Origin of the sequence: Roseimarinus sediminis (genome assembly GCF_050433125.1) — a bacterium.
Lineage (GTDB): Bacteria > Bacteroidota > Bacteroidia > Bacteroidales > Prolixibacteraceae > Roseimarinus > Roseimarinus sediminis.
In genome coordinates this window covers 142,803-156,581 of sequence record NZ_JBNPXV010000009.1, presented here as the reverse complement: position 1 = coordinate 156,581, position 13,779 = coordinate 142,803, and the positions used below count along the sequence as shown (strand labels likewise).

Here is a 13,779-nt window from a genome sequence, read left to right as displayed (position 1 = left end):
TGCCATTTTCAGTCATCGCATTCTTTTTCCATTTACTATTTATCGGCTTTAGGCAGTGCAAATTTAAGTACCACATAGGCTGTAATTCCTGCAGCCAGCGATCCAATGATAATCCCTATTTTCGACGAATCGAGGTAAAGTGAACTATCGGCAAAAGCCAGGTTGGCGATGAAAAGCGACATGGTAAAGCCCAGTCCTGAAAGCAGTGCCACTCCAAAAACCTGCATGAAATTAACCCGCTTGGGCAGATCGGCCAGTTTTAACTTGATGGCTGCCAGCGAGAAGAGCGAAACACCCAGCACTTTACCAACAAAGAGTGCAATGGCAATGGAACTAACCAGGGGAAGCTCAAAATTCATCCCTTCGGTAAAGCTCACTCCGGCATTCGAAAAGGCAAAAACAGGCATAATGAAAAAGGCCACCCAGCCATGCAGTCGGTGTTCGAGATGCTGCAGCGGTGATTGTACCTTTGCAGTCCAGTCTTCCAGATCATCGATGGCTTCGATTTGATGATGGCTCAACACAGGCAGCTTGGTAGTATTTTTATCGCGTGTGATATGACTTACAATTTCTTTCAGTTTTTCTGCAAAAGTAAATTCGTTGATTTTTTGGTTCACGGGTACTGCAAAAGCCAATAATACACCGGCAATAGTTGGATGAATTCCGGCCTTCAGGAAAAGCACCCATATAGCTGCACCTACCAGAAGAAGTAAATATTTATTGTATTGTTTTCGTGCCGATAACACATAGAGCAACAACAGAAGCAGTCCGGCAATGAAAAGCAGGTTCCATGCTATATTTCCCGTGTAAAACAAGGCGATTACCAGCACGGCACCAATGTCGTCGATGATGGCAAAAGCGGTGAGAAAAATCTTTAGTCCGATGGGCACCCGTTTACCCAGCAGCGTCAAAACAGCCAGCGAGAAGGCAATGTCGGTTGCCATGGGAATGCCCCAACCACCGGCAGTTTCAGGATTTTCGTTCAGAAACATATACAGCAACATGGGAACCACCATGCCCCCAATGGCCGCAAAAATGGGCAACGACGATTTCTTAAGCGAATTCAGCTCCCCAATGACGAGTTCCCGTTTTACCTCTAAGCCGATTACAAAGAAGAAGATGGCCATTAACCCGTCGTTGATCCAAAGGATAAGCGGTTTAACCAGTTTAAAAGAATCGGATTTAATTCCAATCTCAAACTGCCACAGTGCATCGTACCACTCGCGCAGTGGCGAATTGGCCAATACTAAAGCCAGAATAGTACTTGCAAACAGCAGCACTCCACTTGAGCTTTCTGCTTTGATAAACTTCTGAACCGGGTTCATTTTTAAATTTCTCTCCATAGCCTTTTTGCTCTTTTGTAAAAACTATTGAAGATAACAACACCAGTTTCATTTCGGTTTGCTAAAGCCAGACAAATCGTTCATTTAAACCTTGCAGCACGATGAATTAACACTTCAAATTCCGGATATTTCATCCACTGGAAGCACCCCAGCGCTCCATTTACTTCCTGATGCTAAAGACTCACCACTTTGTCGGCCTCGTTCTGTAGTGCAATGATGTCGAGCATGGTTCCGGCCTTTCCGACCAGCTGTTTATCCATCAACTTAAAATGATTCAAACAGGTTTTACAGGCAAGCAGTTGCACTCCCTTTGCTTCGATTGCTTTCAGGCTGGCGATTACCGTCGATCCTTCGGCCAATAACTTCACCCCACTGTTATAAAAAACAAGCACTTTGGGCAGGCTGTCTTCCTGTAAAATCAGTTTGAAGTAATTCTCAATCAACTGCATCCCCAGCACTTCATCTCCACTTCCCATTCCATTGGAAGTAAGCTGCAACAACATGTTCTTCATTCGTTTTAGATTTATCTTGAGTCGTTTTCTTCTGCTTGCGTCATTAGTATATTACTGCACCCCCTTCGGATAAGAGTTTCAGTTCCACCTTTCCGCTTTGATCAACTTTCAACTGCCTAATTCCGGCAGTACGGTCTTCCTTATCGTAGAGCATATTTACTTTTTGACCGGCCAGCATGGGCAGCTTCACGCTGAGTGTTTTTTCATTCTTTTCACCATTAACGGCCACCACATACCATTGTTTTCCCTTTCGGCGGGCCAAAACAATTTCTTTTCCGGGATATCCGTCAATCAGGCGTGTTTCGTCCCAGGTGCTGGGCACTTCCCTGATATAATTCAGCACATGCTCCGGTTGCTCGTCAAGATTGTTGGGTGTGATTCCAAAATACTGAACCGGTGAAAAATACAATACAGCTGTTGCCGCTTCAAATGCATCGGTGGTGCGTCGATAATTTCCATGATTTTCAGGATCGCGTGCCAGTCGCTTGTTAAAGAACACCGGTGCAAAGTCCATCGATCCGATGGCATTTCGTGTAAAGGGCAAGATGGTCGCATTAAAGGCATGCTTGTCGGTGAAATATTGGTTGAAGATCAGATTTTCGGATGCCAGTACGGCTTCGGAAGTGATGAAGTTCGGGAACATGCGCTGCCAGCCACGCGGAATGGTACTTCCGTGAACGGTAATGACCAAACCGTAGTCGTTCGCATCGGAAAGGATGTCCTCGTACAATTTCATGGTTTGCTGTTTGTCGCCTCCAAAGAAATCGACCTTGAGCCCTTTCACGCCGATACGCTGCAGCCAGGCCATTTCCTTTTTGCGGGCAGGGGCTGTGTTCATACAATCCTGCGGTGTTTGGGGCGCATTATTCCACCAACCGTTGGAGTTGTACCACAGCAATACGCTCACATTTTTAGAGGCAGCATATTTTACCAGCTCTTCCATGCGTTGGCGCCCGATGTTACGATCCCACCAGTTGTCGATCAGGATGTATTCGAAGTGGAGTGCGGCCGCTAAATCGATGAATTTCACCTGGTCGTCGTAATTAATGCTGTTGTCCTGCCACACAATCCAGCTCCAGGTTGAGCGCCCCATTTTGTATTCCTGCGAAGGCTCATAAAGCGGTTTCACCACATCGAAAGCCACTGTCGATTCCACAATGGGTTTCAAATCGCGCCCCACCGTGATGGTACGCCATGGTGTTTGTGCCGGCAGCGCCATGGCAGCAAAGGTTCCGCCCAGCCCATTGTTTTCTCCTTCCTGTGGAAATTCGAGCGGATAGAAGCCTGCCCTGTTTCCTTCCCCCAATCGCGAACCCACATAACGGCTGTCGACTCCGGTTTCTGAAAGTAAAACCCAGCCTTTTTCACCAATTCTGAAAAGTGCAGGAAAGGTATAGCCCACCCCATTGGGTGAAGGTGTACCTACTGCTTCGTCGTAAGTATATTCCTCTTCGTAACTTGGTTTGGTGTTCATCCAGCCGGTCATGGGCAGGGCCTGCTGCGAAATGAAAGTGGTGGCAAAATCTGGTAAATCGAATGCGGTCGCTTCGGCATTCACCCTGAGATTGGTTTCATCTCCCGATACGGCAATGCGGTAGGAAAAAGCCACATCGTTGTTACTCACCCTGAAAACGATTTGCAGGGTATCACCTTCCGAATTGATAAAGCTTTGTGTCAGCTCATTGGCCTGGTAATGAATGCGGCTTACCTTGGCCCGGTTCATTTCGTAGCTTTCATCGATTGTACGGCTCGAATGAGCAAGATAGTCCAGCGCGTTCGAGAAGCTGCCCAGCGAGGTTTCGAGCCCCAGGGGTGAAGGTTCAAGCAATACTTCACCATCATATTTTACAGTGTAAAACGGACTTCCATCTTTCAATCCGGTTTGAACTTCCAGACGACCATCGGGACCCGAAAGCTGATGGATTTGTGCCATCGAAAGCATGGCAAACAGGCTAAGGAAAGCAAGAACAAAGTATTTTTTCATTGGTTTGTATTTTCAATTTATCGCTTAATCATTATTTTCTTAACTTCTCACCGCTTTGCATCAGGAATTGATCTTCCAAACCTTTAAACCATTTGATCGTAATATCAGAAGAATTTACCAGCTGCATCAAGCCCGAAGTGTTGCTTTTGTCTGCTTCGATATCGAAAAAGCGAGCATTGGCCACATCGTCGAGTACATAAGCCGGCCGGCCATCGTCTTCTTCAAATTCTGCTTCCACATTGTTGAAATCGATGTTTTCGGCATGACGAACAAAGAAGGCCCATGCAGGAATATCACCATACATGCGCGGATCGGGATAACCGGTTTCGAGTTCGGGCACTTCAAGCTGTGCCTGACTGGCGGGTGCGCCGCCCTGAACCTTCATTTTTATGTTGTTAAAGTCGACATCGCAAACAGGATGACCGGGAATTCCCATGATCAGTGCTGCGTATCGTGGTGGCACTCCGGTGATGGTAACATTGGAAATGGAGATTCCTTTAAGCGTTCCAACCGGCACTCCTTCGGGGCCTCTCATTCGTGAACCCAGACGGATATAAAAAGGTGAGTTAACAAGGTCGTTCATTACCAGGTTGCTTACCACCACATTCTCGATAATTCCACCATCGACCGACTCGATGGCAAGGCCACGGCAATGGGTAAAAGTACAGTTGGTAATGGCGATGTTCCGGAAACCACCGTTCGACTCGGTACCCAGTTTGATACGTCCCGTAACCCCTCCTTTATCGGGTGCCATGGTCTGGGTAGTTTGATAGGTGCCGTCGAGAAAAGTACCCATGTCAAAGCCCGAAACCTTGCAGCCCGTAATGGTCACATTCTCGGTTGTGCGCGCATATCCCAGTGCATACGAGCTTTTCAGCACAATGGCATCGTCGTTGGGGGTATTCACATAACAATTGCTGATGCTTACATTGCGGCAACAGTCGATGTTGATGCCATCGCGGTTGGAATCGATTTTCACATTGTCGATGGTAAACTGGTCGACCGCAGTAGGCAGAATACCAAAGTGCCCTCCCCTGAAAATGGTGATATCCCTGATGGCAATGTTCCGGCAGTTTTTCAAAGCAATGGCTTTGTTTCCCAGTCCGGGAGCACGACTACCGTGTTTTACCAGGCCTTTGCCATCAATCATTCCCTGCCCTTCGATGATAACATTTTCGAGACCGATTCCCCAAATCAGACTGTTCTTCCAGTGGCTGTGGCCGAAATCCTGGTATTGCAGTGAGTCGCCCCACACATTGTAATCGGGCAGGTCGTAACCCTGATCGGGAAAGTCTGCCGGATTGGCTGCAAGCAGTATGGCGCCAGCTTCCAAATACAGGTTCACATTGCTTTTCAAACGGATTGAAAAAGAGAGGTATTCACCAGCGGGGAAGTAAACCGTTCCGCCACCGGCTGCTGCAGCTGCATCGATGGCCGCATTGACAGCCCGGTGATCGGTTTGCTCATCACCGGCTATTGCACCGTAGTCAAGCACATTGAAGCTTGTTGATCCGGGGCCGGCCAATAAATTCAGGCTGAAGAAGACCAAAAAAAGCAGAGGGGCTAAACGAAGCATAATTTCCTATTTTAAATGAATGCGATGAAGATAGCAATTCCTGCTCAAAATGAAAGGACAGCAAATATACATCTGCTGCCCTTCTCCCCCTTTTTGCTACAATAAGCTATTGTTTTACAATTCTTCTGCTAAAAGTTGATCCGTTTCTTTGTTCTGCACGTAAAAGATAAATTCCGTTTTTGAGCGAAGTAACATCAAGTCGCGTACGACCTACGGTTGGTTGTACTTCCCAGGACATCAGTTGTTGGCCACTTAAGTTATATATGCCGACTTTGCTTAGCTGTTCTCCTTCGATGGTAAGCCAGTCATTCACTGGATTGGGATAAAACTGAAACACAGATTCCCCAATAAACTGATCGTCGAGACGGATGCTAAACTGGGGCTGTTCCATCTCACGGGTGGTGAGCAGCAGGTATTCACCCGGTTCAAGGTTGAAATCCATTGTTGGCGAACTTAGCTCGATGGTGCTTTGTGCAAAGTAATTGTACCAGGTGCCCGTTGTTGGAAAATCGATCGAAACAGTCTGTGCCTGTACATCGAAATTCCCAATGGCGATTACATGCTCGCCTTCGTTGCTAAGTTGATAGCTTTTCACCTTTCCCTTTAAAGAATATGTGAAATCGCCTTCCGAAAACTCGCTGTAATTTTGCTTGAGCAGATTCAATGCAGCATATACTTTGAACAGATCGGCCCGATTGGCCTTATCGACATAGTTCCACCGTACAGGCTTTTCTCCCAGGCGTCCATTAAAATCGATGTTGACATCGTAGCCCAGTTCGCCAAACTGCCAAATCATTTTCGGACCGGGAAGTGGAAGGTGAAACAGGGCCGTAAGTGCGAGCCGATCGAGTGCAACATCCAGGTTTCGTATGTTATAGGCTCCTGAGCTGGTTCCAAAGTTCAGACAACGATAGGCATTGCGCTCTTCGTCGTGACTCTCCTGGTAGGTGACCAGATTGGGCTCACTCCATCCACGTTGTCCGTAATAGCCCCACGAAAGATCCGAATTATCGGTATAACCCATGGCTGCTTCTCCATAAGCGTGATTCATGTTTCCCCATAATAACATTCCATGGTCGGCCAGCGCCTTTTCCTCACTGTTGTCGGCCAGATGCTCAAGAATTACCAGCGCACCGGGTTTCCGTTTCCAGATTTCATCGGCCATCCGTTTTAGGTTATTGATACGGGGCAAATCATAATTACTTCCCCAGCTGGTGGGACCATAGGGCGTATTTGAAAATCCTTTGGTAAAATCGAAACGAAATCCATCGACCTTGTATTCGTTCATCCAGAAGCTGTTTACACTGTCGACCAGTTCGCGGGTAGCCGCCGCCTGATGATTAAAGTCGTAGCCCCACTGTGCATCGGGATTTTGAAAATTCGAATGAACATTGTACCAGGGATTATCGCTGGTGATGGTCCAGTTGTCCATATACATTTGTACAAAGGGACTCTGTCCATAGCTGTGGTTCAGTACCATGTCGATCACAACGGCAATTCCGCGTTGATGACATTCATCGATGAGTTTTTTCAGTTCGTCGGCCGGGCCATAATATTTGTCGGGGGCAAAATAGAAGGAGGGATTGTATCCCCAGCCTGAATTCCCTTCAAACTCATTCACCGGCATCAGCTCCAGTACATTGATGTTCAGATTTTCGAGATAGTCAAGCTTTTCAATAACTGCTGCATAACTATGCTCTTCGGTGAAATCGCGAATCAATAGCTCATAGATGATCATTTCTTCCTTCGCAGGGATTTCAACCTGCGGAAATTTCCATGTGTAGTTGCTTTTTCCGGGTTGAAAAACCGATGCAATTCCATCGGTTTTACCTACAGGGTAAGTCAGCAATTCGGGATAGGTTTCAGCACTGATGTACTGGTCGTTCCATGGATCAAGAATTTTTTCGGTATAAGGATCAGCCAAAAAGATTTCGCCGTCAATCAGGTATTGAAAGGCATATTCCTTACCACTTTCCAGTCCGCTGAGTTCAATCCAGAAATAGTCGCCGTCCTTTTTTAGCTGGTATTCGTTTTTAGGTACCCAGTCGCTGAGTTCTGAAAGAAGAAAGACAAACTCTTTCCCTGGAGCCCAAAGCACCAGCCGTACCGACTGATTGTCGGGATAAGCAATGCCTTTTCGGGAGCCTTCCGGGAGTGCCAGTTGCTCAACCGCATTGCGCACCAGCACCATCGAGGTATCGGCGGCTTCATTGGCACCTGCTTTTGCCTGTACCACCACCTCGTAATTTCCTGCTTCGGCAAAAGCATAATCGGCACTAATGCTTGTGCCGCTTGTTACGGCAAGCGTTGTACCATTCACTTTCAGGGTGAGAGCTGCTGCTTCGGTGGCTGTAGCCTGGATATTGACCGAAGTGTTTTGCTCGAGAATTGCGTTGTTATCGGGCACCTGCAGGTCGACACTCAATCCGGGCTGGTACACCGTCACAAAGAGATCGTTGGTCTGAGCCGTTCCTGCTGCATTACGAAATACAAACGACATGTTAATCACAGTTTCACCGGCTGAAACACTGTAAAACGAATTAATGTCGGGTGCAATGTTCAGTTGATAAATTCCATCGCCCTGGTATTCGAGTTTAGGCTGTGCCTCGTTGTTCCCCCAACTGCCAATTACATGTTGCCAGTCGCCTGCTTCGTCGGTGCCTACTCCGGTATGGGCATACAAATCGCCGGTAAAATAGCCCAGGCGACTCTCTTCGGCCGAATTGAAGGTGATGGTTACCGACTGATCGGCCACCGGCAGTTCAGGTGAAGTGCTTATTTGTGCCAGCGTCCAGATGGGGAGCGACAGCAAGATGCTAAAAAAGTATTTTCTCAATCTCATGGTATCCTTTCGCTTCTTATTTCATCAAACTCACTGCAACCCCGCCACCTTCGGCCAGGTTCAGTTTTAGTACATCGCTTGAAGTTACGGTTTTTTCTTCAATGGTATAGGCTGCAGGATTTTTGTCCCAGTGAGCATCGGGGGCATCGGCATAAATGATGGCCTTGTAGCTTTGTCCGGGTTTCAAAAAATCGAGGGGAAGCTCAAAATTGCGTGCCTTTTCGTCCGTGATACTACCAAGGAACCAGTTTCCTGTTTCGCGTTCCTCACGCGCCATGGTGATATAGTCGCCTACCTCGCCGTTCAATACCAGGCTTTGTTCCCAGTTAACCCCCACATCGCTGATAAACTGAAATGCAGGATGCCCTTCGTAGTGCTCGATTAGGTCGGCAGCCATTTGTACCGGGCTGTCGATAATTACATACAAGGCCAGCTGTTTGGCCAAGGTAGTGCTTACCTGGTTATTCGGCTTATAGGGTTCAAGTTTCAGGTTAAAAATGCCGGGGGTAAAATCGATCGGTCCGGCCAGCATTCGTGTAAAAGCCACAATGGGCAGATGTTCGGGAGGGTTGCCGCCATCGGAAGCCCAGGCGTTGAATTCCTGACCGCGTAAGCCCTCGCGGGAAATGATATTGGGCCAGGTACGGCGTTTGCCAGTTCCTTTAATGGGTTCGTGGGCATTGACAGCCACCTGGTATTTTGCTGCAGTTTCAATTACCTTCTGATAATGGTTCACCATCCATTGTCCGTGATGGTACTCTCCCTTGGGAATAATTTTGCCAACATAACCTGTTTTTACAGCATGGATTCCCAGCTTTTGCATCAGGGAATAAGCCGTGTCAAGCTGTGCTTCGTAGGTCCTCGGAGCTGCCGATGTTTCGTGGTGCATGATGATTTCCACTCCCTTTTCCTTTCCATAGCGAACCACTTCTTCAAGATCGTAGTCGGGATAAGGTGTAATGAAATCGAAAACCCCTTCACGGTCTTCAAAACCAATCCAGTGTTCCCAGCCGGTATTCCAGCCTTCGACCAGTAAGCCGCCAATGTTGTGCTCCGAGGCAAAGTCGATGAAGGCTTTTGCATTCTCGGTGGTGGCTCCGTGGCTTGAGATATTGGCTCCGGGAAGCGCTGCAGCATCTCCGGCGGCCTGGGTCTTGCTGATATCCCAGGTCGATTTTCCAAGGTGCATTTCCCACCAGATACCCATGTATTTCATCGGCTTGAACCACGAAATATCACCCAGTTTGTTGGGTTCATTCAAATTTTCAATTAAATCGGAGGTGATCAAACCAGCCGCACCTTCCGATACCTGAATGGTGCGCCACGGGGTATTGAAAGGAAGTGAACGTTTCACTTTGTACCCAAGCCGGTCGGAACCGACCAGTTCGCTGGTCATTTGCATATTTACGGTATCAACCAGCAGGGTCATGCCCGCATAGTTGGTGAGATCGGCTTCGTGAAAGCTCAGATGCAGACCACTTTCGGTACGCATGGTCATCGGCGTATTCACGGCATTATAGGGAATGTAAGTTTGTCCCAGGTTGGGATTATCGCGTTTGGTCGTAGCATCAATTTGGGAAAAAAGAGTGGTAGAGTACAAATGCTCATAGATGTCCCAGTCGCCGGGAATCCACCAGCAAGTGTGGTTTCCTGTAAGCCTGAACTGTGTCAATTCGTCAAGAATGATGAGTTCGTCGATTCCTTCCTGTTCGGGAAATTCGTAGCGAAAGCCCAGTCCGTCGTCAAAAACCCTGAACACAATCGAAAGCAAGACCCCAGTAGCCTCCTGTTTCAGATCGACTTTCATCTGCTGCCAGGTATTATCGACCAGGCGCTTTTCGCCCCAGGGCATTTCCCATTCTTCGGAGAAACGGCTGTGTTCAATATCCTGAATAATAAAACCTGCCTTCAAGGGTTCGCGATGATCTAATTCAAAGCCCAATTCTGAAGGAAGGATAACATTTTGATCACCATAACGGAGCTGGTAGTGTGGCACCCCTTGGTCGTCAAGCGAGAAGTGAAGCACCAGTTTTCCATCGGGTGATGTTTCCTGCATTCTTTGTTCAGAATTGCTACACGATGCTGTTAACAACAGGGTAAATACTACTAACAGGAAAATTTTCATTTCAATTCAGATTAAGTTGTTTTTTCACTTCATGAAAAAATTTAAAAATAAAGCGCACCAGGCATTCGGTGCGCTTTATACTATTCGCTATTTCATCAATTTGATCAGCTGTTTAGTTTTTTACCACCGAATAAGTATAAACCGGTACCTCAAGGTTCATGGTGATGGTATAGTTACCAGCCTCTCCAATTACAATATTGGAACCACCCTGGTCAAGTGTCAGATTCGCGCTGTTGTCACCATAATCGAGGTTCCATGCATCGTTGGCACGGAATTTAATGTCACCAGCTACCAAATCGAGGGTGATGGTCCACACATGGTTCACCATGTCGTAGTTCATGTTCTGATCGGTATCCCAACCACCGGGAGTTGCTGAACCAATCAGTCCCCATGTGGTATTCTCGATCTTGTAAGTCATATCGTTCAGATTGACATTCATCTTGTAATAACCTGCTCCCGGAGAAGCAATGTCGGCACCACCCGCATCGAGACTTCCATCGGCACCATCATCACCCCAGTTAACTGTCCAGTCGGGCAGATCGGTAAACTTGAACATTCCGCCATCGTTGGCAAAATTCACATAGCCTTCGTATTTGCTATTGCTCAGCACCGAATAGAGTTGTGGTGCATCGGCAGGTGACCAGTCGTTGGTATAGCCACTGGCTGCCTGATAATTACCCGGCACATACAACGAAGGATAAATGATGACCACTTCGTAAGGACTTACCGACAAGGCAACACTTTCGGAATAAAGTGTATCAACATTGGGATTAACATGGGCCATAACACGGGCTTCGAGCTGTGTAGCCATAGAATGGGGTAAACCATAAGCCAGCAGTTTTGAGTTGAGTTCTGCCACGGTTAAACCCACTTCAATATCTGAGGTTGTACTAATGTCGATAGGTCCGGCAAAATCATTACCAGCACGGTCGAATTGGAGTACGTAGGTTGTTGCACTCTGAAATCCGAAGTCGGCTTCTTCCCAGCTAAAAAATACTGAATCGGAAGCGTTGTCTTCGGTAAATACCATGTTGGCACCCATCGAAGGTTCTTCAAGTACCGGTCCGTTACCGGGTACTGCAACCGGTTCTCTTTCTACCTCTTCGCAGGCAAAGAATAAAAACAGCCCCAGTACGATGTATCCTAATTTCTGTATTTGTTTCATAATGATTACAATTTAAAATTACACGATTAATAACCGCTGGTTGGTTCCAGGTTTGGATTGGCAATAATGTCGGATGCCGGTATCGGGAATACCCGGTATTTGGCATCGGTAGCCTTGCCTTCTTTTACTCCGCCTTTCCAGGGCCAGATATAATCGCCGCCGGTTAGCAGCTTGTAACGAACCAGGTCGGTACGACGATGGCTTTCCCAGTACAATTCGCGTGCACGCTCATCGAGAATGAAATCGAGAGTCAGTTCACCGGCGGTGATATTACCCGATTCATCGGTATAAGCACGAGTTCGTACCTTGTTTACATATTCCACTGCCAGATTCTTATCGCCTCCGCCACGAAGTACTGCTTCGGCAAAGGTCAGGTAAGCATCAGCAATACGGAACATCGGGTAGTCGGTATCGGCATGTACAGGGTCAGAACCGGCAACACCATCAGAAGTCAGGTTTTTCCATTTGGTCACTGCATATCCATTGGTAAAGTCAGACATCAGGTCGATTTCGATCGACTGACCATCGGTGTGGAACATGGCGCGCTCGTCGGAACTTGCTTTTTCCATTCCGTAAGTGTAATCTGCAGCATTCAAAATCAAAGTAACCGTGTATTTTCCGGGTTCGCTAATAGCGATATTTTCACCATCTAACTCCAGCAAACCATCGGCACCGGTATCGCCGTAATTGATGGTCCATTCGTCATTGGCCCTGAATTTCATACTACCTGCAGCCAGTTTTACCTCGGCTGTCAATGATCCATCGGCGTTCAGCGTCATGTTCTGATCGCTGTCCCAGCCACCTTCGGTAGCGTCGCCAATGATGCCCCAGTCGGTGCGAACCATGGAATAAGTCATGGCATCGAGGTCAACATTCAATTTGTAAAGACCTGCATCGCCTGCGACGATGTTGTCACCGTCCTGGTCAAGGGTGCCGTCGGCACCACTGTCACCATAGTTGAGGCTCCAGTCACCAAAGCTGTCAAATTTGAATTGGGCACCATCTTCATTAATGTAGATGTATCCTTCGTACTGATTGTTGCTTTCGCGTGAATAAACCACCGTTGAAGTATTGGCTGCATCCCATCCCTGGTAGGAACCAGGCACATACAATACAGGATAAGCTGCGGTGCTTTTCATCGGAACAACTACACTTTTTCCGGCATCGGCATATTGTGGAAATTTCTGAACAAAGGCACTGGTGGTGCGATGACCGCCCCAGTTTTCCTGTACTCCAAAGTCGGCAGGATCCATGCTTCCACCAATGGCACCATTGATGATGAAGGTAGTAGCACCCCATGTTTTGGTATGAACACCATCAAAAGGAACAGCAAAGATAATACCCTGTGCAGTATGATTGTCGGCCAGGAAAAGGTTACCATAAACAGGATCCAGCTCATAACCGGCATCGATTACTTTTTGCGCATATTCAGCTGCTTCGGTATAATGTGCTTCATCAAGATAAACCTCGGCATTCAAATAAAGCTTCGACAACAGCATCCATGCAGCAGCACGGTCGGCACGGCCGTATTCATTGGTCATTGGTTCGGCCATCAGGCTTTCTATTTCGAGCAGTTCACCTTCGATGTATTCAAACAAGGCACCTGCTTCGATTTGTTCAGGTAAAAAAGAACCAACAGGATCATTCTCGGTGATGAAGGGAACATTACCAAACATATCAAGTGCATGCCAGTAGCTTAAGGCTCTCAGGAAGCGGGCTTCGGCACGATAGGTTTGAATCTCGCTTTTCTGGGCATCGTTTACTCCGCGCTCATTCAGTTTTTCATCGCTCGATTCGCGAATGAATTCATTGGCAATGGCGATCTGGTAAAAAACACGGTAATAGAAACCTTTTACAAAGTCGTTGTTCGATGTCCATACCTGAGCATGAAGATCAACCAAACCATCGTCGCCCCAACCGGTAACCGCCTCTTCGGTGGGTAACTCCTGGAGGTTCCAGTATCCACGCAGATAGGAAGAAAAACCTTCGTCGATACCTCCCACATCGGGGATGCCGGCAGGTCCTTCCTGACCGGTAGTAGCAAGACCTGCATATACTTTCGCCAGTACCTGGCGATAGGCCTCGGGATTATCGTACACCGTTGCACTTGTGGTGACATCGTCGTCAAGTGGTATGGTGTTCAGGTCGTTCAGACATGAGGTCATCGCAAACAGTGTTGCAAAAACCACCAATACGTATATTTTAATATTTCTTGTATTCATATTCAATATT

At 47.4% G+C, this 13,779-nt stretch carries 8 protein-coding genes; all 8 read right to left on the bottom strand.

The window, feature by feature from the left end; genetic code table 11:
* Positions 1 to 35: 35 nt before the first annotated feature.
* The gene (nhaA, locus tag FHS86_RS13080; protein ID WP_429414341.1) at positions 36 to 1,343 is read right to left on the bottom strand and encodes a Na+/H+ antiporter NhaA; all 1,308 of its coding nucleotides are present in this window, start codon (positions 1,341 to 1,343) and stop codon (positions 36 to 38) included.
* A gap of 173 nt (positions 1,344 to 1,516) precedes the next feature.
* A complete protein-coding gene (gene yedF, locus FHS86_RS13075) occupies positions 1,517 to 1,855 on the bottom strand; it encodes a sulfurtransferase-like selenium metabolism protein YedF (RefSeq protein WP_429414338.1) in 339 nt (112 codons plus the stop codon).
* A 43-nt stretch (positions 1,856 to 1,898) separates the two neighbouring features.
* Complete coding sequence (locus tag FHS86_RS13070; protein ID WP_429414335.1) at positions 1,899 to 3,839, bottom strand: glycoside hydrolase family 97 protein; 1,941 nt, start codon at positions 3,837 to 3,839, stop codon at positions 1,899 to 1,901.
* Between the two features lie 31 nt (positions 3,840 to 3,870).
* Positions 3,871 to 5,415 carry a rhamnogalacturonidase gene (locus FHS86_RS13065; RefSeq protein WP_429414332.1) on the bottom strand — a complete coding sequence of 515 codons (1,545 nt, stop codon included), beginning with the start codon at positions 5,413 to 5,415 and terminating at the stop codon, positions 3,871 to 3,873.
* A 106-nt stretch (positions 5,416 to 5,521) separates the two neighbouring features.
* A complete protein-coding gene (locus tag FHS86_RS13060; protein WP_429414329.1) occupies positions 5,522 to 8,257 on the bottom strand; it encodes an alpha-amylase family glycosyl hydrolase in 2,736 nt (911 codons plus the stop codon).
* Positions 8,258 to 8,273: 16 nt separating this feature from the next.
* Complete coding sequence (locus FHS86_RS13055) at positions 8,274 to 10,382, bottom strand: glycoside hydrolase family 97 protein (protein WP_429414326.1); 2,109 nt, start codon at positions 10,380 to 10,382, stop codon at positions 8,274 to 8,276.
* Between the two features lie 112 nt (positions 10,383 to 10,494).
* Positions 10,495 to 11,547, bottom strand: coding sequence for a SusE domain-containing protein (locus FHS86_RS13050; protein ID WP_429414323.1), 1,053 nt, complete (start codon positions 11,545 to 11,547; stop codon positions 10,495 to 10,497).
* Between the two features lie 26 nt (positions 11,548 to 11,573).
* On the bottom strand, positions 11,574 to 13,769 hold the full coding sequence (locus tag FHS86_RS13045; protein ID WP_429414321.1) for a RagB/SusD family nutrient uptake outer membrane protein: 2,196 nt from the start codon (positions 13,767 to 13,769) through the stop codon (positions 11,574 to 11,576).
* Between the last annotated feature and the right edge of the window lie 10 nt (positions 13,770 to 13,779).

Coding starts and splice junctions, on each gene's coding strand:
- nhaA (WP_429414341.1), bottom strand. CDS start 1,343: ATGGAGAGAAATTTAAAAATGAACCCGGTTCAGAAGTTTATCAAAGCA.
- yedF (WP_429414338.1), bottom strand. CDS start 1,855: ATGAAGAACATGTTGTTGCAGCTTACTTCCAATGGAATGGGAAGTGGA.
- FHS86_RS13070 (WP_429414335.1), bottom strand. CDS start 3,839: ATGAAAAAATACTTTGTTCTTGCTTTCCTTAGCCTGTTTGCCATGCTT.
- FHS86_RS13065 (WP_429414332.1), bottom strand. CDS start 5,415: ATGCTTCGTTTAGCCCCTCTGCTTTTTTTGGTCTTCTTCAGCCTGAAT.
- FHS86_RS13060 (WP_429414329.1), bottom strand. CDS start 8,257: ATGAGATTGAGAAAATACTTTTTTAGCATCTTGCTGTCGCTCCCCATC.
- FHS86_RS13055 (WP_429414326.1), bottom strand. CDS start 10,382: ATGAAAATTTTCCTGTTAGTAGTATTTACCCTGTTGTTAACAGCATCG.
- FHS86_RS13050 (WP_429414323.1), bottom strand. CDS start 11,547: ATGAAACAAATACAGAAATTAGGATACATCGTACTGGGGCTGTTTTTA.
- FHS86_RS13045 (WP_429414321.1), bottom strand. CDS start 13,769: ATGAATACAAGAAATATTAAAATATACGTATTGGTGGTTTTTGCAACA.